The sequence below is a fragment of the Micromonospora sp. NPDC049366 genome, assembly GCF_044466625.1.
Lineage (GTDB): Bacteria > Actinomycetota > Actinomycetes > Mycobacteriales > Micromonosporaceae > Micromonospora.
This window is the reverse complement of sequence record NZ_JBITMV010000008.1, coordinates 131,303-151,438: the sequence shown is the minus strand read 5'-3', so window position 1 is coordinate 151,438 and position 20,136 is coordinate 131,303. Positions and strand designations below refer to the sequence as shown.

18 protein-coding genes are annotated in these 20,136 nt (G+C 74.1%); 8 read left to right on the top strand and 10 right to left on the bottom strand.

The features are described from left to right. Positions 1–46 precede the first annotated feature (46 nt). The gene (locus ACIBTV_RS13910; protein ID WP_396704690.1) at positions 47–2,530 is read left to right on the top strand and encodes a DNA topoisomerase (ATP-hydrolyzing) subunit A; all 2,484 of its coding nucleotides are present in this window, start codon (positions 47–49) and stop codon (positions 2,528–2,530) included. Positions 2,531–2,605: 75 nt separating this feature from the next. Here ACIBTV_RS13910 and ACIBTV_RS13905 read toward each other — a convergent pair whose 3' ends face one another. From ACIBTV_RS13905 to pseB, 7 genes are read right to left on the bottom strand one after another with little or no spacing between them, the layout of a single operon-like run. After that, positions 2,606–3,241, bottom strand: coding sequence for an alpha-ketoglutarate-dependent dioxygenase AlkB (locus ACIBTV_RS13905; RefSeq protein WP_396704688.1), 636 nt, complete (start codon positions 3,239–3,241; stop codon positions 2,606–2,608). A gap of 43 nt (positions 3,242–3,284) precedes the next feature. Next, complete coding sequence (locus tag ACIBTV_RS13900; RefSeq protein WP_396704911.1) at positions 3,285–4,343, bottom strand: PseG/SpsG family protein; 1,059 nt, start codon at positions 4,341–4,343, stop codon at positions 3,285–3,287. Then, positions 4,340–5,119, bottom strand: coding sequence for a cytidylyltransferase domain-containing protein (locus ACIBTV_RS13895; RefSeq protein WP_396704687.1), 780 nt, complete (start codon positions 5,117–5,119; stop codon positions 4,340–4,342). The genes ACIBTV_RS13900 and ACIBTV_RS13895 overlap by 4 nt, the downstream gene beginning before the upstream one ends. Beyond that, positions 5,116–6,918, bottom strand: a complete 1,803-nt coding sequence (locus tag ACIBTV_RS13890; protein WP_396704685.1) for a class I SAM-dependent methyltransferase — start codon at positions 6,916–6,918, stop codon at positions 5,116–5,118. The genes ACIBTV_RS13895 and ACIBTV_RS13890 overlap by 4 nt, the downstream gene beginning before the upstream one ends. Beyond that, on the bottom strand, positions 6,908–7,750 hold the full coding sequence (locus ACIBTV_RS13885) for a hypothetical protein (protein ID WP_396704683.1): 843 nt from the start codon (positions 7,748–7,750) through the stop codon (positions 6,908–6,910). The genes ACIBTV_RS13890 and ACIBTV_RS13885 overlap by 11 nt, the downstream gene beginning before the upstream one ends. Before the next feature lie 10 nt (positions 7,751–7,760). After that, positions 7,761–8,918, bottom strand: coding sequence for a DegT/DnrJ/EryC1/StrS family aminotransferase (locus tag ACIBTV_RS13880; RefSeq protein WP_396704681.1), 1,158 nt, complete (start codon positions 8,916–8,918; stop codon positions 7,761–7,763). After that, complete coding sequence (gene pseB, locus ACIBTV_RS13875; protein ID WP_396704680.1) at positions 8,915–9,898, bottom strand: UDP-N-acetylglucosamine 4,6-dehydratase (inverting); 984 nt, start codon at positions 9,896–9,898, stop codon at positions 8,915–8,917. The genes ACIBTV_RS13880 and pseB overlap by 4 nt, the downstream gene beginning before the upstream one ends. 381 nt (positions 9,899–10,279) lie before the next feature. Between pseB and ACIBTV_RS13870 the strand changes: the two genes are divergently transcribed. Next, the gene (locus ACIBTV_RS13870; RefSeq protein WP_396704678.1) at positions 10,280–12,010 is read left to right on the top strand and encodes a hypothetical protein; all 1,731 of its coding nucleotides are present in this window, start codon (positions 10,280–10,282) and stop codon (positions 12,008–12,010) included. A 104-nt stretch (positions 12,011–12,114) separates the two neighbouring features. Here the strand turns inward: ACIBTV_RS13870 and ACIBTV_RS13865 are convergent, their stop codons facing one another. Beyond that, positions 12,115–12,624, bottom strand: a complete 510-nt coding sequence (locus tag ACIBTV_RS13865) for a GNAT family N-acetyltransferase (RefSeq protein WP_396704677.1) — start codon at positions 12,622–12,624, stop codon at positions 12,115–12,117. A 99-nt stretch (positions 12,625–12,723) separates the two neighbouring features. Here ACIBTV_RS13865 and ACIBTV_RS13860 point away from each other — a divergent pair, with 99 nt between their 5' ends. From ACIBTV_RS13860 to ACIBTV_RS13845, 4 genes are read left to right on the top strand one after another with little or no spacing between them, the layout of a single operon-like run. Then, the gene (locus ACIBTV_RS13860) at positions 12,724–12,975 is read left to right on the top strand and encodes a phosphopantetheine-binding protein (protein WP_396704675.1); all 252 of its coding nucleotides are present in this window, start codon (positions 12,724–12,726) and stop codon (positions 12,973–12,975) included. Further along, a complete protein-coding gene (locus ACIBTV_RS13855) occupies positions 12,972–14,234 on the top strand; it encodes an AMP-binding protein (RefSeq protein WP_396704673.1) in 1,263 nt (420 codons plus the stop codon). The genes ACIBTV_RS13860 and ACIBTV_RS13855 overlap by 4 nt, the downstream gene beginning before the upstream one ends. 34 nt (positions 14,235–14,268) lie before the next feature. Next, positions 14,269–14,982 (top strand): SDR family NAD(P)-dependent oxidoreductase, encoded by a 714-nt coding sequence (locus ACIBTV_RS13850; protein WP_396704671.1) that lies wholly within the window; start codon positions 14,269–14,271, stop codon positions 14,980–14,982. After that, positions 14,966–15,436 carry a hypothetical protein gene (locus ACIBTV_RS13845; protein ID WP_396704669.1) on the top strand — a complete coding sequence of 157 codons (471 nt, stop codon included), beginning with the start codon at positions 14,966–14,968 and terminating at the stop codon, positions 15,434–15,436. Before ACIBTV_RS13850 ends, ACIBTV_RS13845 begins: the two co-directional genes overlap by 17 nt. Before the next feature lie 86 nt (positions 15,437–15,522). Here the strand turns inward: ACIBTV_RS13845 and pseI are convergent, their stop codons facing one another. Continuing rightward, positions 15,523–16,575, bottom strand: a complete 1,053-nt coding sequence (gene pseI / locus ACIBTV_RS13840; protein WP_396704668.1) for a pseudaminic acid synthase — start codon at positions 16,573–16,575, stop codon at positions 15,523–15,525. Positions 16,576–16,711: 136 nt separating this feature from the next. Beyond that, on the bottom strand, positions 16,712–17,860 hold the full coding sequence (locus ACIBTV_RS13835; protein WP_396704666.1) for a glycosyltransferase family 2 protein: 1,149 nt from the start codon (positions 17,858–17,860) through the stop codon (positions 16,712–16,714). A gap of 311 nt (positions 17,861–18,171) precedes the next feature. Here ACIBTV_RS13835 and ACIBTV_RS13830 point away from each other — a divergent pair, with 311 nt between their 5' ends. Continuing rightward, positions 18,172–19,437 carry an acyltransferase family protein gene (locus tag ACIBTV_RS13830; protein WP_396704664.1) on the top strand — a complete coding sequence of 422 codons (1,266 nt, stop codon included), beginning with the start codon at positions 18,172–18,174 and terminating at the stop codon, positions 19,435–19,437. A gap of 91 nt (positions 19,438–19,528) precedes the next feature. Next, positions 19,529–20,044: a hypothetical protein gene (locus ACIBTV_RS13825; protein WP_396704662.1), complete on the top strand. Its 516-nt coding sequence runs from the start codon at positions 19,529–19,531 to the stop codon at positions 20,042–20,044. The last annotated feature ends 92 nt before the right edge of the window (positions 20,045–20,136 follow it).

Here is a 20,136-nt window from a genome sequence, read left to right as displayed (position 1 = left end):
CGACACGCACCGCAGCGTCGCGACCGTACGAGGGGACAGCTGAGCCATGGCACGCCGCAAGGAAACGAAGGTCGACCACTCCGCGTTCGACCAGGCCGGCGCCCGGGTCATCGACAACTCGCTGGTCGCCGAGGTCTCCGACTCCTACCTGGAGTACGCCTTCTCGGTCATCCACTCCCGCGCCCTGCCGGACGCCCGCGACGGCCTCAAGCCGGTGCACCGGCGGATCCTCTGGTCGATGTACGAGCAGGGCCACCGGCCCGACCGGGGGCACGTGAAGTCCGCCCGGATCGTCGGCGACGTCATGGGTAAGTACCACCCGCACGGTGACACGGCCATCTACGACGCAATGGTCCGCCTGGCGCAGGACTTCTCGCTCAACGCGCCGCTGATCGACGGGCACGGCAACTTCGGATCTCAGGACGATGGACCGGCGGCGGCGCGCTACACCGAGGCTCGGATGTCCCGCGAGGCGATGCTGCTCGTCGGCGAGATGGGCGAGGACACGGTCGACCTGGAGCCCAACTACGACGGCTCGCTGACCCAGCCCACCGTGCTGCCGGCGGCCTTCCCCAACCTGCTGGTCAACGGGGCGTCCGGCATCGCGGTCGGCATGGCCACCAACATGATCCCGCACAACCTCGGCGAGGTCGTCTCGGCGGCCCGTTGGCTGATCAACCACCCGGACGCCACGCTGGACAAGCTCATGGAGTTCGTCCCCGGCCCCGATCTGCCCACCGGCGGCCTGCTGCTGGGGCTGGACGAGGTGCGCCGGGCGTACGAGACCGGGCGTGGCGTGGTCCGCATGCGCGGCAAGGTGGAGATCGGCCCGCTGGAGGGCAGCCGGGGCCGGCAGGCCATCACCGTCGTCGAGCTGCCGTACGGCGTGGGCGCCGAGAAGGTCATCGCCGCGATCACCAACGAGGTGACGAAGACCAAGCGGCTCACCGGCATCGCCGACGTCAAGGACCTCACCGACCGGGAGAGCGGCACCCGCCTGGTCATCGAGTGCAAGGTGGGCGTCAACCCGCAGGCGCTGCTGGCCGACCTCTACCGGCTCACCCCGCTGGAGCAGTCGTTCGGCGTCAACAACCTGGTGCTCGTCGACGGGCAGCCGCAGACCCTCGGCCTGAAGGCGCTGCTGGACGTGTTCCTGGCCCACCGCTACGAGGTGGTAACCCGGCGCAGCGCCTACCGGCGGCGCAAGCGCGAGGAGCGCCTGCACCTGGTCGACGGCCTGCTGATCGCCCTGCTCGACATCGACCGGGTGGTCAAGCTGATCCGGGCCAGCGAGGACGCGCAGGCCGCCAAGGACGGCCTGATGCAGCGCTTCAAGCTCTCCGAGATCCAGGCGACCTACATCCTGGACACCCCGCTGCGCCGGCTCACCAAGTACGACCGGTTGGAGTTGGAGGCCGAGCAGGAGCGGCTGCGTCAGGAGATCGCGGAGCTGTCCACGATCCTGGACGACCCGAAGGTGCTCAAGAAGGTCGTCTCCGACGAGTTGGGCGCGGTGGTGAAGCAGTTCGGCGCCGAGCGGCGCACCACCCTGGTCGACGGTGACCTCAAGGAGGTGCTGGCGGCCTCCGTGCCGGCCGGCCCGCTGGAGGTGGCCGACGACCCGTGCCAGGTGATCCTCTCCGCGACCGGGCTGGTGGCCCGCACCGCGGCGGAGTCGGAGGAGACCGCCGAGGGGCGCCGCCGGCACGGCCGCGTCAAGCACGACGCCGTACGCGCCGTCGTCCCGTCGACCGCCCGGGGCCGGGTGCTGCTGGTCACCAGCGCCGGGCGGGCGTTCAAGATCGACGTACTGCCGTTGCCGGTGCTGCCCGAGCAGGCCGGCACGGTGTCGCTGCGCGGCGGGATGTCGGCGGCCGAGCTGGTGCCGTTGGGCCCCGGCGAGACGGTCGTGGGGCTGGCGCCGCTCGGTGCGTCCGCCGAGGGTTCCCCGGGTCTCGCGCTCGGCACCCGGCAGGGCGTGGTGAAGGTGGCCGCGCCGGAGTGGCCGGTCCGCTCGGACGAGTTCGAGGTGATCGGCCTGCGCGAGGGCGACGAGGTGGTCGGGGCGACCTGGCTGACCGACGGCGCCGAGTCGCTGACGTTCATCACGTCGGAGGCGTCGCTGCTGCGCTTCCCGGCCACGCTGGTGCGCCCGCAGGGCATCCGGGGTGGCGGCATGGCCGGCATCAACCTGCCGGGCGACGCGCAGGTGGTCTACTTCGGCGCGGTGCGGACCGACGACCCGACCCACGGTGAGCCGATGGTGGTCACCTCCACGGGTGCCACGGTCAAGGTGACGCCGTACGCGGCGTACCCGGCGAAGGGCCGGGCGACCGGCGGCGTACGCGCCCAGCGCTTCCTGAAGGGGGAGACCGACGTGGTGGTGGCCTGGGTCGGGCCGCGCCCGGTGGGCTCCACCGCCAACGGCGAGCCGGTGGAGCTGCCGGCCGCGGACCCGCGCCGGGACGGCTCCGGCTTCGCCGTGATGCTCGGCCCCACCGTGATCGGCCACCAGGTCGAACGCGACTGACCCCGACCCCGACACGGCGCTCCGGACCCCCGGTCCGGGGCGCCGCCATCTCTCCCTCCCCCCGTGCTCCCGCGGTCAGGCTACGTTGATGGGGCGGAACTGGACGCTCACTCGGGGGCCGACCGGTCGGGTCGTCTTGGGGATGGCGTGTTCCCAGGTGCGCTGGCAGGAGCCGCCCATGACGATCAGGTCGCCGTGGCCCAGCGGGAAGCGCAGGCTCTCCCCGCCGCCGCGGGGGCGCAGCAGCAGCGGTCGGGGTGAGCCGAACGAGACGATCGCGACCATCGTGTCGCTGTGCGCGGAGCGGCCGATGGTGTCGCCGTGCCAGGCGACGCTGTCGCGGCCGGTGCGGTAGAGGCACATGCCGGCGGTGACGAACGGCTCGCCCAGCTCGTCCGCGTAGTGCCGGGTGAGCGCGGTCCGCGCCGCGGTGAGCAGCGGGTGCGGCAGCTGTCGGGCGCCGTCGTACCAGCAGAGCAGGCGGGGCACGTCGACCTGGCTGTCGTACATGGTGCGGCGCTCGGCCCGCCAGGGCACCTCCCGCAGCAGGGTGTCGAGCACCTGGTCGGAGCCGCGCACCCAGCCCGGCAGGTGGTCGACCCAGGCGCCGCGGCCGAGCTCGTGCCGGCGCAGGTCGCCGGGGAGCGGCCCCAGGGCCGGCCCGGCGTCGGTCAGGTCGAGCATCGACGGCTGGTAGGCGGCCTGCGTCATGAGGCCACCCTAGCAGCGCATTCGTACAGCCGTACGATCCGCGTCAGCGGGTCAGGGTCGCACTCCGCAGGGCGTCGAGCACCGCGTCGACGACGCGGGCCCGGCCGAGGCCGTCGACCGCCGCCCACGCGCGGGCTGCGAGGGCGGCCCGGCGCTCGGGGGAGGTGAGCAGGCCGTGCAGGGTCCGCCCGGCGGTCGACCGGGCGGTACGACCGGCCAGCCCACCCGCCGCCAGCTCCGGCAGCTCGCCGAGGCCCGCGACCAGCCGGTGCCGGACGACCCGCTGGTACGACTCGCGCTGGTTGTCCACCACGCACACCAGCGCCGACGGCGCGCCGAGGCAGCACAGCTCCCAGGTGGACGTGCCGGCGGCGCTGACCACCACATCCGCGGCGTTGATGAGGGCCGGCAGGTCGTCGGTGGGTGGGATGGGGCGCAGCGACTGTCCGCGTCCCGGCGTCACGTCGTCCAGCTCCGCCTCGATCTCCGGGCGGCCGACGACGACGGTCAGGTCCATCGGCAGGCCGGTGGCGAACAGCACCCGGGTCAGCACGGGCGCTGCCCCGACGGCGTCCGTGCCGCCGAAGAAGGCGAGCACCCGGGGCCGGCCCGCCCCCGTCGGGGGCCGTGGCTGCGGCGGGCGGGCGGCCACGACCGTGTCGCGCAGCAGCGCGTACGTCGTGCCGGCCAGCAGGCGGCCGGGCAGCTCCGGCGTCGTGGCGCCGAAGTTCTGGTCCAGGTAGAGGTCGGCGTGCTGGCCCCGGCTGTCCCCGTCGATGATCGCGAGGGTGAGCACGCCGGCGGCCCGCAGCGCGCCCGCGCCGGCCGGGTCGAGTTCGTACGAGTCGAGGACCATGACGTCGAGTCGGTGCCGCCGGGCCGCCGCGACCAGCTCGTCCGGCGTCTCCGGGCCCGGGTGCAGCGGGATGCCGCGCGCCGCGAGCCGGTCGCTGGCCCACCCGACCCGCTCCACCGACCCGAACATCTCGACCCGGGCGCCCCGGGCCAGGAACTCCTCGCCCAGCGCCAGTGACCGGACGAGGTGGCCGACGCCGCGTCGCGGGCCGGCGTCGCAGCGCAGACCCACCCGTACGGTGCTCAGGACTCCTCCAGCCGCTTCTGGCGTACGTCGGCGTTGAGCGCCCGCAGCGCCGGCTGCCCGCTGAGCCAGTCGGCGAGCTTGGCCAGGGGCACGCTGACGTCCCCGAAGTGGTCGACGACCGCCTGGACCAGGGCCCAGTCCTGCTCGGTGTCGAGGGTGAGCCGCAGCGCCGACCGGTCGGGGGTGAGGGTGACGCCGAGGACCCGGAACAGCTCCGGGTGGGTGTACGCGTACGAGGTGACGTGGACCCGGTGGTGGTCGGTGGCGAGCCGGTCCAGGGTGCGCAGCGCCTCGGCCCGGATGATCTCGACGTCCAGGCCGCGGGGCAGGGTGCGCGCGATCGAGGTGCTGGCGTAGTCCAGCCCCGGCACCGCCGTGTAGACCGATGCGACCAGCGTGATGATCTCCGGGTCGAGCAGCGGGCAGTCGGCGGTGAACCGCATGACCGCGTCGCCAGGGTGGGCGTCCAGGGCGCCGACGAACCGGGTGAGCACGTCGTCGACGGGGCCCCGGTGGCACGGCACGCCGAGCCGCTCGCACTCCGTCGCCACCGCGTCGTCGACGGCGTCGACGCTCGTGGCGACGACCAGGTCGGCGAGGACGCCGCTGTCCTGGGCGGCCCGGACGACCCGGCCGAGCACGCTGCGCCCGGCGAGGGGGCGCAGCACCTTGCCGGGCAGCCGGGACGAGCCCATCCGGGCCTGCACGACGCCGACGATGCGCGGGCCGCCGGTCGCCGTGCCGGTGGCGCCGGATCCGGTCGGGGTGCCGGTCACTGTTGCTCCTCCTGCTTCGGGCTCAGCGCCTCCCGGGCGCGGCGCTTGGCCGCCCGGGCGCCTCGTTTGGCCAGCCGGGCCGGGGTGACGGCGAGCTTACCCACCCGGTAGGTCAACGAGCCGCTGAGCAGGTTCATCGTGGCCTCGGCCCGGCGCAGCGCGCGCTCCCGGGCGGTCAGCAGCTCGTCGGTCCACCGGTGCAGTTCGGTGAGCCGGGTCAGCTCCTCGCGCTGGCGCTGCCACGCCTCGTGCAGCTGCTGGTAGCCGCGTGGCCCGGCGGGCGGGTCGGTCGGCGTGACGGCGGCCACTTCGGCGGCGAGGGCGGCCCGGCCCTCGGCGTCCAGGCCCCGCAGCGCGGCGGTCACCGCCGCCTCGGTCTCGACGGCCGTCGTGACCGTCGCCCGGTCCAGGTCGTGGCCGGCGAGCCCGGCGAGCACCACGGTCAACCCCGCGACGTCCAGGGTGGACGGCCACGGGTGGGCGTACCCGCCGGTCAGCAGCTCGGCGGCGAACCGCCACAGGCCGCGGGCGAGCACCACGTCGCCGGGCAGCGGGTCGCCGGCCCGCCAGCTCGGGTCGAGCACCGCGTAGCCGGCGGGGGAGACCACGGTGTTGTCGGCGCCCGCCAGCGCGACCGCGCCGGTGAGCCGGCCGTCCCCGTCGGCCTGACCGGCGAGCCAGTCGGCGTACCCGGTGAGCAGGCGGCGCAGGGCGTCCAGGTCGCGGCGCACCGCCGCGTCGAGCAGCAGGGTGCGCAGCAGCCGTCCCGCCGGCACGGGCTGCTCGGCGAGCGCGCCGAGGTCCCGGTACGCGACCCCGCGGCCGGTGGCTGCCGCGTCCCGTCCACTCGTCGCGGGCACCCGCCACCGCCGGCCGGACGGCTCGTCGACGACCTCGACCACGTCCGCGCCGGGTGGCCCGGTCTGCACCAGCGCCACCGGGAGGTCCGTCGGCTCGGCCACGCCGGCCGGGGCCCGTCGGGCCAGCACCAGCCAGCCCGGTGCCAGGGCGGCGGCCTGGCCGGCGTGCAGCGCGTCGACGGCCAGCCGGGCCGGGTCCTGGAGCACGGTGGCGTCGGCGAAGCCCCCGGCGCAGGCGCCGTGCAGCACCGCGTCGAAGAGCCCGGACGTGGTGTGCCGGTCCAGGTGGTCGGCGTCGACCAGCGCCGTCGCGGCCCCGCCCTCGGGGTACGCCGCGAAGGTCGTCCCCGGCAGCAGCCCGGCGTCGGCGAGCCGGTCGTCCAGCTGCGCCCGGTTGGCAGGGCGGTCGGTGTCCAGGACACCACCGATGGTCCACGCGTCGTCGGCGCGCCGGGCATACCAGGGTTCGGTGTCCACGAGCCGGCGCAGGCCCATCGGGTTGTCGACGCGCAGCAGCAGGGTGCCGCCGGGGCGCAGCGCGCCGGAGAGCCGGGCGAGGACGCCCCGCCAGCCGAGCCGCGCGCCCTCCACCGACTCGACGGCGTCCAGGCCGGCGCCGGCGATCACCACGTCGAACAGCTCAGCGTCCGGTAGCCCGGCGGGGCCGCCCACCACCACCCGGACGGCGTGCGACGCGAGGGCCACCCCGTCGGGGTAGCCGCGCAGCAGGCAGGTCACCTCGGCGTGGGCCAGCCGGTGCAGCACGGCCGGGTCGTGCGGCCCGGCGAGCAGCACCCGGGCGCCGGTCGGCACGATCCGGGCGGCCAGCGTGGCCAGTGGCCCACCGCCGGGGAGGTGCTTCTCCGGCAGGTCGGACCAGGTCAGCATCTCCCCGCCCGGCAGCATGATCCGGTCGGTGGGCGCCGTCTCAGTGGTCAACTCGCTCCTCCTGGAGGTTCGCCCACCCGAGCAGCTCGCGCAGCTCGGCCGGCGTGCAGCGGTGGTCGGTGCCCAGTTCGGCCCGGGCGGTGGCCACGGCGGTCGGCAGGTCGACCGTCTCCCCGTGCAGCTCGGGCCACTGTCGGCGGACCCGGGCGGTGCCGCCGAAGGTCGGGTCCTCGTTGGCGAGCACCATCGGGTCGCCGTACACCGCCGGCTCGCACCCGGCGGCGATGCCGTAGAAGATCGCGCTGGTCAGCCGGTTCGACGCCACCCGCCGGTGCCGGCGCAGCTCGGTGAGCTGCTTGTCCAGGAAGTACGGGTCGGTGTCCTTCCACCAGTGTCCACGGTAGCCGTGGCAGATCACCCGGAAGCCGGCGCTCTCGTAGAGGCGGCGCACCCGACGCATCCGGAACTCGTGCCAGTAGAGGCAGACCGTGACCGGGCCCGGTTCGGTGTCCCGGATCCGGGCGATCAACTCCCGGTGGTCACCGCGGACGTGCTGCCCCTCCCAGCCGTGGAACGGGTACCAGATGGTGCCCTCCCGCTCCGCCACCGACGGCTCCTCGGGGCGCATGGCCAGCAGGTACACGAAGGGCGCGCCGATGACCACCACGTTGCGCCGCCCGAGCGACCAGGCCCGCCGTCGGGTCTGCTCCGACCAGAGCAGGCTCGGGGTCCGGTCGGCGTACGGGTGGCCCGGTGCCAGCCCGTCGCCGATGTTCCAGCCGTGCTGGACGTACCCGTTGATCCGGGGCGGGTGCCCCTCGCCGAGCCCGGCGTAGCGGGCCAGGACGTGGGCGTGGCCGTAGAAGTGGTTGGCGTGGTGCATCAGCGTCCCATCAGGCGGCGGCGGGCCGCGCGCGGCCGCGCAGCGCGGCGCCGAGCACGTCGATGACGCGGTCCTGGTCCGCGTCGCTGAGCGTCGGGTAGAGCGGCAGCGACAGCTGCTGGGCGTAGAACGACTCGGCCACCGGGCAGGAACCGCGCCGGTAACCGAGGTCGGCGAAGGCCGGGTGCCAGTGCACCGGGATGTAGTTGACCTGTACGCCGATCCCGGCCGCGCGCATCGCGTCGTAGATCTCGCGACGCCGCCCGTCGAGGACGCGGATCGGGTAGAGGTGCCAGGCCGGGTCGGCCCAGGGCTGCTGGACGGGCAGGCGCACCCCGTCGAGGTCGGCGAGCGCCTCGTTGTAGCGGGCGACCAGGGCGGCCCGGCGGGCGACGAACTGGCCGAGGCGCCGCAGCTGGCTGCGGCCCAGCGCGCACAGCACGTCGGGCAGGCGGTAGTTCAGCCCGAACTCGTGCACCTCGTAGAACCAGCCGCCCTCGTCGGGCCGGCGCAGCTCGTCGCGCTCGCGGACCGTCCCGATGTTGCGGAACCGGCGGGCCCGCTTCACCAGCTCCGGGTCCAGCGCGGCGACCCCGCCGCCCTCGCCGGTGGTCAGGTTCTTCGTCGGGAAGAACGAGAAGGTGGTCAGGTCGGCGAGCGACCCCACCGGCCGGCCGTGGTAGGTGCCGCCGATCGAGTGCGCCGCGTCGGCGAGCAGCAGCGCGTCGCTGCCCTCGACCGACTTGCGCAGGGCGTCGTAGTCGGCCGGGTGGCCGGCGTAGTCGACGGCCGAGACGACCCTGGTCCGGGAGGTCACCGCCGCGGCGGCCGCCGCCGGGTCGAGGCAGAAGGTCTCCTCCTCGACGTCCGCGAAGACGATCTTCGCGCCGAGCGCGACCGCGCTGCTGGCCGTGGCCACGAACGTCATCGGCGGGACGACGACCTCGTCGCCGGGGCCGACGCCGGCCGCCGCGTACGCCACGTGCAGCGCGGCGGTGCCGTTGGAGACCGCGGCGACGCCGGCCGCCCCGCTGACCTCGGCCAGCTCCGCCTCGAAGGCGTCGACCTGCGGGCCGGTGGTGAGCCAGTCACTGCGCAGCACCGCCGAGACCGCCTCGACGTCCTCCTCGATGACCGACTGCCGGCCGTACGGGAGCATCGCCATCACGCGGTGAGGCCGAGCATGGTGCGCAGCTGCTCGACCGTGAGCCACTCGTCGTTGGTGTCCGACTGGTACGCGAAGCCGTCCGGCACCGCCTCGCAGTCGACCGGCGGCTGGTAGCCCCACCCGGCGATCGTCGGCTGGACGATGTACCGGTCCTTGGCGCGCAGGGTCCGGCGGCTGTCGTCCGGCGCGATCATCTCCTCGTGCAGCTTCTCGCCGGGCCGGATGCCGATCTCGTGGGTGGTGGCGTCCGGGGCGACCGCCTCGACCAGGTCGAGGATCCGCATGCTGGGGATGCGCGGCACGAACAGCTCGCCGCCCTGCATCTGGTCGAACGAGTCCATGACGAACTGGACGGCCTGCTCCAGCGTGATCCAGAAACGGGTCATCCGCTTGTCGGTGATCGGTAGGCTCTTGCCCTCGGCGGCGAGGCGGCGGAACAGCGGCACGACCGAGCCGCGGCTGCCGACGACGTTGCCGTAGCGCACCACCGCGAAGCGCGTCGGGTGGTGGGCCGCGTAGTGGTTGGCCGAGACGAACAGCTTGTCGCCGACCAGCTTGGTGGCGCCGTACAGGTTGATCGGGCTGGACGCCTTGTCGGTGGAGAGCGCCACCACCTTCTTGACGCCGGCCTCGATGGCCGCGTCCACCACGTTCTGCGAACCGGTGATGTTGGTGGCGATGAACTCCGAGGGGTTGTACTCCGCCGTGTCCACCTGCTTGAGCGCCGCCGCGTGCACGACATGGTCCACGCCGTGCATCGCCCGGGTCAGCCGGCGCACGTCCCGGATGTCGCCGATGAACCAGCGCAGCCGCGGGTCGTCGCCGAGCTGCTGGCGCAACTCGTACTGCTTGAGCTCGTCGCGGGAGAACACCACCACGCGGGCCGGGTCGGCCGCGGTGAGAACGTGCCGGAGGAAGGTCCGCCCGAAGGAACCCGTTCCCCCGGTGATCAGAATGGACGATCCATTCAACTCACTCAATTTGGTGCTCCCGTGTTCGTGGATGAACGGGCGGCCCGCGGCCGGCCGACCGGACCGCGACGCTAACCGCGGTGGGTTAACGGGCCCACGCCCGCCGGTAAACCGCCGTCTCTGGTCCCGTGAATGACGGGCACCCGGCGGGCGAACACTCCGATCGCAGGTCGCGGTGGGCTGACCGGGACCCGGCGGGCCCCGTTACAGTGACCGCGCGTGCGAGCCGTGCCCGGCCGTCCGGGCAGGTCGCCGCGTACCCGTCCCGTGGGCCCGCCGACGCGGTGCCGCCACCGGGAGATCCCGTGCAGAACAGACCGGCCCCGCGCCGCGCCGTACCGGAGCAGCTGTCCGACGTCGCGCGCCGGCCGGTGATCCCAGGAGGCGGCGATGGCATCCGGCGTGGACGTGATGGAGCGGGTCGAGGCCCCGGCCGGGTCGGACGGCCGGCCGCGCCGTCGCTGGCTGGTGCCGCTGCTGCTGGTTCTGGGGTGGCTGCTGGGTGTGGTGTGGCGGATGTGGCTGGCCCGGCACATCGCCCTGCCGATCGCCCACACCGACGAGGACAGCTACCTGAACACCGCCCGCGCGCTGGCGGGCGGGCCGGGCGGCTTCAGCAGTGAGAACGTCGCGCTGCGCCGGGTCGGCTACCCGATGCTGATCTCGCCCGCCTTCCTCGGCGAGCGGGACTTCACCGAGAGCTACCAACTCGTACGCCTGATCAACGCCATGGTGAACGCGGCGCTGCTCCCGCTGGCCTACCTGCTCGGCCGGCGGCTGCTGAACCTCGGCCGGCCCGCCGCCCTGCTGGCCGCCGCGGTCGCCGCGACGCTGCCGGCGACCGCCTTCTACGCGACCGTCGCCATGATCGACACCCTGATGGCGCCGCTGGTGGTGGCGTGGCTGCTCGCCGTGCACCGGTTGCTGCGGCAGCCCGGCCCGCGCGCCGCCGCGACCGTCGGGGCGCTGGTCGGCGCGTTCCACCTGCTGCACTCGCGGGGCGTGGTCATCGTGGCCGTGCACGTCGGTCTCGTGCTGCTGCTCCTGGTCCGCCGCCGCGTCGACCGTCGCACGGCGGTCGCCGCGATGCTGCCGGTGGTCGCCCTGGCGCTGCTGAACGAGGCCGTCATCCGGCTGCTCGGCGACAAGGTCTACCTGCTCGGCAACAACCCCGGCGGCGGAACGCTGCGGGCCGTCGCCTCCGGTGCCGGTCTGGTGAACCTCGGCGCGGCGGTCGGCACGCAGCTCTGGTACCTCGTGGTGATCACCTTCGGGACGGCCGGCGTGGCCTGGGCCGCCGCCGTCCGCGAGCTGCGGCGTCCCCGGGGCGGGGACGCGTCCCGCTGGACGATGGGCGTGGCGCTGGTGACCAGCGTCGGGGTGGCCGCCGGCGCCTCGGTGATCCTGGCCGGCGTCACCGAGAAGGCGCCGGACGCGATCTACGGCCGGTACGTGCAGATGCTGGCCCCGTTCTGGCTGCTCGTCGGGCTCGGCGTGCTGCTCACCGCCGAGTACCGGACGGTGCTGCGCCGGGCCGCGGTGGCGGTGGCGGTGCTGGTGGTCGGCGGCGGCATGATCGCGGCCCGGCTCGCGTACGCGGAGAGCAGCGGCCACCTCCTGCGCTACGGCGGCTTCAGCGCCCCCGACCTCATGGCGCTCACCGGCGGCTGGCGGGAGATGCGGCCGGTCGTCGGGTCGCTCGTCGGCATCGGCGCCCTCGTGCTGCTCGTCGCCGCCGTCCGGGTGCCCCGGCTGCGCCTGCCGGTCCTGGGCGCCCTGGTCGTCGTCAACATCCTCACCATGCAGGTGATCGAGCAGCGGCTGGTACGCACGATGGTCGCCCGCACCGCGCCGACGCCCGCGTTGGCCGACCTCGCGGTCCGTCCCGGCGAGCGGGTGTGGGCCTCCAGCGGCGTCAACTACATCTACCGGTTCAACCTGAGCCACCAGGTGACCTGGGCCGACGTGCGCTGGTTCGACGAGACGCCGCCGGCCACGGCCGAGGTGGTCCTCGTCGCGTGGAAGCCGGGCACGCCGGGCGACTGGCACGGCGAGCGGTACGGGTTCGTCCGCCTCGGCGGCAACCCGACCCAGCAGTGGGCGGCCTGGCGGCGGCGCTGAACCCGGCCGGTATCCCGGTCGCTCGCCATTTCCCGACGGGGCCGTTAACGTCAGGTGTCCGCCCGATGAATGGTGTTCGGACAATTGTCGACGGGCGGCGTGAATCAGCGTCGGCGGCGGTTGTCGCGGTGCAGAGAAATGGGGATGACGGTGATTTCCCGCCCGTCGGACAGTTCGGTGCGGGGGGTGCCCTCCACGAATCGGAAACGCCGATTCATCTGCCGCACCACGGTGTTGTGCGCGAGCACCTCGCCGTCGAGACGGTCGAGCCCGAGGTCGTCGAACGCGTGGTCCACCGCCTCGCGCATCACCTCCAGCCACGCGGGCAGCGTCTCGCCCCGCCCGGCCAGGCCGTCGGCGTCGAGGTAGAAGCCCCACGAACCGCTCCGCGGCTCGTCCAGCCGCAGGTCGAAGAAGGTGACGACGCCGCTGGGCACCCCGTCGCGCAGGTAGACGAGCACCCGCCGGGTCGGGTCCACCCGCACCGCCGACCACCACCGCGTGTGCTCCCGCGCGGTGATCTCGTGGCTGGTCTTGCTGACCTGGCGGTTGGTTTCCTGATTACGCCAGGACAACATCAGATGAACGTCTTCCGGCGTCGCTTCGCGCAGCACGTGCCTCTCGCTTTCCGGTTCCCGTCAATGACCTGTGGCACCCTACCCGCAGCCCACGGGAAATGTGACGTCCATTGGCCGGCCTGTAGACTTCCGCGCATGAAGGAATTGAGTCGCGCGCAGATCCGCGACCTCATGGCGCAGGTGCTCAGGAACCAGGGCAAGGTGCTCCCGGACGACGACGCCGCCGATCTTCGGGAGATCGGTTTCCGCTCGCTCGACTTCTCCGAGCTGGCGTTGCGCGTCGAGGACGAGACGGGCGAGGAGCTCAACTTCGACGCCCCGGGCCTGCGCCGCATCGCGACCGTCGGCGACGTCCTCGACTTCCTCGTCGAGCTGCAGAAGCAGTGACCGTCGCGACCCCGCACCGCTGGGCCGTTCCGGGCCGGGAGCCCGGTGGCGTCGACAACCGGATCGTCGTCGGCGGCGCGGAGCTGACCTGGCGGGAGCTGCCGGAGCTGACGCTCGCCGACCCGGCGGCGGTACTCGCGCACTCCGCGCGGCACGCTCTCGCCGCCGCCCGACACCACGCCGTGCACGGCACCGAGTTGCTGCTCAGCAGCGACAGCCGGGTCGACCCGGCGCTGCGGGCCGAGCTGCGCGACGCCGGCTTCGCGCTCACCGACCTGACCGACGACGGCGCGCACGGCGAGCCGCCGGCGAGGCCGCGTCCCGCCGAGCCCGGCCGGCTGTGGCTGCTGACCTCCGGTTCGACCGGCCGCCCCAAGCGGGTCGGGCACACCCTGGACTCGCTGACCACGGTGCGCGGCGAGCAGCCCGACCGCACCTGGCTCTGCCCGTACGCGCCGGGGACCTATGCCTGGTGGCAGGTGGTGACGCTGTCGCTGACCCAGCCCGGGCAGCACCTGGTCGTCGTCGACCCGGAGCAGCTCGACGACTGGCCGGCGCTGGCCGCCGCCCACGGCGTCGACGCCGCCTCCGGCACCCCGACCTTCTGGCGCCGCACCGTCTACCGGGACGCCGCCGCGCTGGCCCGGGTGCCGCTGCGCCAGATCACGCTCGGCGGCGAGCCGGTCGACCAGGCGATCCTCGACCAGCTGCGGGAGCTGTTCCCCACCGCCCGGATCTCCTGGATCTACGCCTCGTCCGAGGTCGGCGCCTCGATCGTCGTCCACGACGGTCGGGCCGGATTCCCGGTGGCCTGGCTCGACCGGGAAGCCCCGGGCCGACCGACGCTCAGCGTGCGGGGCGACGAGCTCGTGATCACTTCGCCGTTCCACGGCGCCGGGCTGGACGGGGCGGTCCGCACCGGCGACCGCGTCGAGGTCGTCGACGAGCGGGTGCTGATCACCGGCCGGCTCGACTCCGACGAGATCAACGTCGGTGGCAGCAAGGTCTCCGCCGGCCTGGTGCGCGGTGTCCTCACCGCGCACCCCGGCGTGGCCTGGGCCCGGGTGACCGGCCGGCGGGCCCCGGTGCTGGGCCGCATGGTGGTCGCCGAGGTGGTGCTCCAGCCCGCCGCCGACCAGCCGGACGAGGCCGAACTGGTCCGCTGGTGCGCCGACCGGCTGCCCGAGCACGCGGTGCCCCGCCGGATCCGCGTCCTGACCGAGATCCCCGTCAAGGAGACCCTGAAGAGCGATGTCTGACCGCGCCGAAACCCCTCTCGTACCCCCCAGCTCCGTGGTCCTCGTCTCCGGCGGTTCGCGCGGGCTGGGGCTGGCGATCGTCACCGACCTGCTCGACCAGGGCCTGCGGGTGGCCGCCTTCGCCCGGACCGTCACGCCGGAGCTGGCGAAGCTCGCCGCCGAGCACCCCGACCGGGTGCACGTCGGATCGGTCGACGTCACCGACCTGGCCGCCGCGCAGTCCTTCGTCCGGGAGGTGGAGGAGCGGCTCGGGCCCATCGACGCCGTCGTCAACAACGCCGCCGTCGGGCAGGACTCGCTGCACGTGCACACCGCCAACGGTGACATCGCCCGGATCATCGAGACCAACCTGACCGCGCCGCTGCAGCTCACCCGCCTGGTGATCCGGCGGATGCTCGCCAAGGGGCTGCGCGGCCGGATCGTCAACATCACCTCGATCTGCGCGCAGCGCGGCTTCCCGGGCCTGGTGGCGTACTCCGCGACCAAGGGCGGCATGGACGCCGCGACCCGCTCGCTCGCCCGCGAACTGGGCGGCCGGATGCTGGTCAACGCGGTGGCCCCCGGATTCTTCGCCTCGGAGATGTCCGCGGTGCTCGGTCAGACCCAGCTCGACCAGATCGTGCGCCGCACGCCCACCGGGCACCTGACCGAGCCGGAGGAGGTCGTGCCGGTGGTCCGGATGCTGCTGTGCGAGCAGACCAACATCAACGGCCAGGTCATCGTGGTGGACGGTGCCGCCTCCGTCTGAGGCGGACGGGCGCGCCCGGCACCGGCTGTCCGCCGGGGCCGGGCTCGTCGTCGCGGCCCGGCCGGTGCCGGCGCTGGTGGCCGGGGCCGAGCGGTACCTGCGGGTGGGCAGCCCGGCCGACCTCGCCACGGCGGTCACCCGCAGCCACCTGGACGACGGCCGCTGCGTCGGCTGGCACGGCCCGCTCGCCCCCGGCTGGCGGGTGGTGATCGACGCCGAGCGCGCCGACAATCCGGTGCCGGCGGCCCTGGCCCGGCGCTTCGGATCGGCCGACTTCTGGGCCCGCTGGACGCGCGCCGAGTGCTTCTGCAAGCTCGCCGACGTGCCGGTGGCCACCTGGTGGCGCCGGTACGGGCTGGGCACGCCGCCGGACAACGTCGTGGTCTGGCGGACTCTGCGACTGGCCGACCTGGTGGTCACCGTCGCCTTCGCGCCGGAGCAGCCCGCAACGTGATCCACCGGTCCCTCCCACACGGGGAGGGAGGAACCGGCGGCCGCGGATGGTCGGACGAGGGGCCCGGCACGAGGCCGGGCGCCCGATCAGATCAGGTCCCAGCTCAGCGGGGTGCCCCGCGGGACGTCGGTGGTGAAGGTGCGGCCCAGCACCCGGTCGATCTCCACCGGCGGGAGCCCACCGGCGGGGCGGATGGACCGGACGTTGCGGTCGGTCACCGGGTCGCCGGCGCGGACGTCCTCGACCACGAAGAGCGATCGGCGGAAGCGCAGCCCCTCCCGCTCGGCCGGGGTGGGGCCGATCGCGGTGCCGCCGAGCGCCGCGTACGCCCGCTCGGACTCGACCACCAACGCGGCCAGCTCGTCAGGATTGAGCGAGAAGTCGGAGTCGACACCCCCGTCGGCGCGGTCCAGCGTCACGTGCTTCTCGATGAAGCAGGCGCCGAGCGCCACCGAGGCGACCGGCACGCCGATGCCGGGGGTGTGGTCGGAGAGCCCGACCGGCACGCCGAACGCGTCGGCGAGCACCGGGATGCGGCGCAGGTTGCTGTCCTGCGGCGGCGCCGGGTAGGACGCCGTGCACGCGAGCAGGATGATCCCGCCGGCGCCGCCCTCGCGCGCGGTCCGCACCGCGGCGTCGATCTCCGCCATGGTGGCCATCCCGGTCGAGATCACCATGGGCTTGCCGGTGCTCGCGACCAGCCGGATCAGCGGCAGGTCGACCAGCTCCGAAGAGGCGATCTTGTACGCCGGCGCGTCCAGCGACTCCAGCAGCTCCACCGCGGTGGCGTCGAAGGGGGAGGAGAAGACGGTCAGGCCGTGCCGCCGCGCCCGCTCGAAGATCGGGGCGTGGAACTCGTACGGGGTGTGCGCCTTCTCGTAGAGCCGGTAGAGGTTCTGCCCGCCCCACAGCTCGTGCCCGCTGGAGATGCGGAAGGCGGGGGTGTCGACGTCGATCGTGATCGTGTCCGGCCGGTACGTCTGGAGCTTCAGCGCGTGCGCGCCGCTGGCCGCCACCGCGTCGACGATGGCCAGCGCCCGGTCCAGGTCACCGTTGTGGTTGCCGGACATCTCGGCGACCACGAAGGGTCGCTCCCCGGCACCGACCGCGTGCGGTCCGATCTTCAGTGTCGCCGTCATACCGACCTCTGCTCAGTTGCCTCCGCACCACGGTGCGGTCCTACCGTCGTCGTCCACCGTTCGCGGGGACGACCTGGAAAACCAGGGCGCCGGGAGCCGACCCGGCTCCCGGCGGGGATGCTGCCACGGGGTGCGGTCACGAGACGCCGCGGCCCACCAGCACGTCGTCGCGGAGCGACCGGACCGCCGCGTCGTCGCCCGCCGCTCGGCCGGACGCGCCGTCGTCGGCCGACGTGCTCGCCGAATCACCGCCGGAACCGGGGTGCCGCAGCCGCCCGGCCACCCGGTGCGCCTGGCGCAGCGCCGCGTACGCCCGGTAGTCGTTGCGCCCGACCAGCCGGTGCTTCAGACCGGCCACCCCGCCCGGCATCGGGTAGCCGCCGGGGGGCAGGTAGCGGCGGTAGTGCTCCGCCACCCGCGCGAAGAAGGGGCGGCGCAGGTGCGGGTGGAGCCGGTCGTCGTTGCCCACCACCACCAGGTAGTGGTTCACCATCAGCTGGAACAGCTCGGCCTGCAGCCCCTCGTCCGGATGCCGGCGCCGCACCCACTCCATCAGCCGCTCGTACTGGTCGAAGGCGTCGAAGTGCCGGCCGCTGCGGGTGGAGGTGATGGCGCCCTTCCGGCCCTGCCGGTAGAGGTAGCAGACCTGGTCCAGCACCGAGATCTTCTCCGCGCCGATCAGCAGTGGGTGGCTGAACGGGATGTCCTCGTACCAGCCGGGGAAGAAGCGCAGCTCCAACTCGTCCATGAACGCCCGGCGTACCACCTTGTTCCAGGCGGTGTGCTGCACCCGCAGCAGGTGCGGCGCGTCGGCGAGGCGGACCACCCCGGGGGTGTCGCGCAGCAGATGACTGCTCGCGTCCACCTCACGCCGTCCGTCCTCGTGGACGCGGAGGTGGTCCAGCATCAGGACGTCCGGTTCGTGCTGACGCAGCCGGTCCAGCACGGTGGCGATGGTGCCCGGCGGGAGCCAGTCGTCGCTGTCGACGAACCAGACGTAGCGCCCGGTCGCCTCGTCGAGGCCGGCGTTGCGGGCCAGCCCGAGGCCCACGTTCGTGGTCAGGTGGACCGTCCGGATCCCGGCCCGGCCATTGGCGTACGACCGCAGCATCTCCCCGCACCGGTCCGGGGAGGCGTCGTCCACCGCGATGATCTCGACCGCGTCGGCCTCACCCGCCGGGATGTCCGCCCGGATCGACTCGAGGCACTGATAGAGGTACGCCTCGACGCCGTACACGGGCACGACGATGCTGAGCAGCGGCGGCGGGGACGGCTCGTTGACCACGCCGCCACCTTCGACTCCCGGGGTGGCCGGCCCTGGAACCTGACGTGTCCGGCGATGGTGGAGTCCCTGAACTCCCCAGGAGCGTCGGGTTAACGGCGGGCGCTTCCGCCTTCCACACCCTGAGCGACCGGCCGGTTCCGTTCCGCCATTCGCGCCGATACCGCCGGTCGGACCGCCCTGGTGCCGGTCCGTGGCCTGGCGGGTAGATTGCCCCGATGCGGTCGTGTCCGGGCCGCGCTCGGCACCGCGCGGTGCGTGACCCCCCGGGGAGGAGATCTGGTGTGGCGAACGGTGACTCCGGGGAGCCCGGCATGACGAGCGCGCCCACCGTCACGCCGGACGCCCCACCGGCGCCCGCCGCCAACCGCCTGCCCTCGCTGACCGGGCTGCGCTGGATCGCCGCCCTGCTGGTCTTCGGCTTCCACGCCGCCACCATGCGGATCGTCATCGAGCCTGACCACCAGGCCGTGGTGAACTGGCTGTTCACCCTGGGCCTGAGCGGGGTGCAGTTCTTCTTCATCCTCAGCGGGTTCGTCCTGGTGTGGTCCGCCCGCGCGAGCGACACTCCGCTGCGGTTCTGGCGGCGACGCGTCGCCAAGATCTGGCCGAACCACGTGCTGCTGTGGGCGCTCGCGCTGCTCGCCGCGTTCTGGTTCGCCGACCCGGTCCGGCTCGACATCGCGATCGAGAACCTCTTCCTGCTCCAGGCGTGGGATCCCCGGCCCGGCCACTTCTACAGCATCAACACGGTGAGCTGGTCGCTGTCCTGCGAGTTCTTCTTCTATCTCTGTCTGCCGCTGGCACTGCCGCTGATCCGCCGGGCTCGCCCCTGGGCGCTGTGGGCCGTCGTGGTCGCGGTGCCGCTGCTGATCCTGGCCCTCTGGCCGGCGCAGCTGCTGGTGCCGGAGGAGAGCCGGTGGTGGTTCACGCAGGTCTTTCCGCCGATCCGGTCGCTGGAGTTCTGGATGGGGGTGGCCGCCGCCGAGCTGATGCGGCGCGGCCGGTGGCGGGGGCCGAAGCTCCCCGTCGCCAGCGCGGTCTTCGTGGTGACCTGGGTGGTCGCCGCCGAGTGGATCCGCGCCGAGCTGTGGGCGGCGCTGCTGTCGGCGGCGTACCTCCTGGTCATCACCGCGGCGGCGGACGCCGACGTGCGCGGGCTGCGCTCTCCGTGGCGGTCCCGTCCGATGGTGTGGCTCGGCGAGGTGTCGTTCGCCTTCTACCTGGTGCACGTCCTGGTGATGATGACCGTGCTGCGGCTGACCGGCGACTGGGGCACCGGCCTGCCCGGCTGGTGGGGGCTCACCGCGGTGTTCGGGTTCCTGCTGCTCAACCTGGTGCTGGCCGGGCTCGTGCACCGCTGGGTCGAGACGCCCATGATGCGGCTGCTCGGACCACGCCGGGCCCGCGCGACCGCCGCCCGCCCCGGGAACCCCGCCGCGCCGGTGACCGTCGCTCCATCGGGCCGGTCCGAGCCGGCGGCCACCGGGCCGGAGGCGCCCGCCGCGCCCCGCGTCCCGCGGCCCCGGCGCGCCGTCGACCACAGCGACGACCAGCCGGCGTACGTGGATTCCCGCTGACGCCGTCCACCCTGGTCACACCGCCCGGCGCGGCGCGCCGACACGCCCGGCATCGAGTGCGACCGGGCGTTGCCGGCGGTAGCGTTGTCGGATGCTTCCCGTCGCGTTCACCTGTCCCCTGTGGTGGGTGGCGCGATGGGCCGGCCGTCTGTTGGCCAGCCTCGCGGTCGTCGGCGCGCTGACCGTCGGCGCCGGCTCGCCGTCCGGCGCCCTGGCGGCGTCCGGCACCGCGTTCCCGGCCGCGCCGGCCGTCGCCGACGGGCAGGGAAGCCACGCCCCGGTCGACCCGGCCGCGCACCGCGCCGCCGACACCCGGCCCCGCGGCGTCGGCGGCACCACCGTCACCGGGGTCGCCACTCTCACCGGGGTCGCCGCGCTCACCGGGGCCGACACCGTCGCCAGGGCCGTCACCGTCCGCACCAGGGTCACCGCCGACGACGGAGCCACCCCGGTCGCGGCCGGCGCCGCCCCGCACCCGGCCGCCGTCGACCGCACCGGCGTCCGGCCCCCGTCAATGGCGACGGCCGGCATCCCGGCCGCCGAGCCCCGCAGGCCGACGAGCACCGGCCCGGCCCCCTCGGCGCCCCGCGCCCCGCCCGGGGCCTGAGCCCGACGGCGGGCGTCGATCCCGCCGATCCCGCCACCCCGCGTCCCCGCCGGCCCCGCCCCGGGGCGCCGCCCCGGTCACCCGTGGCCCGC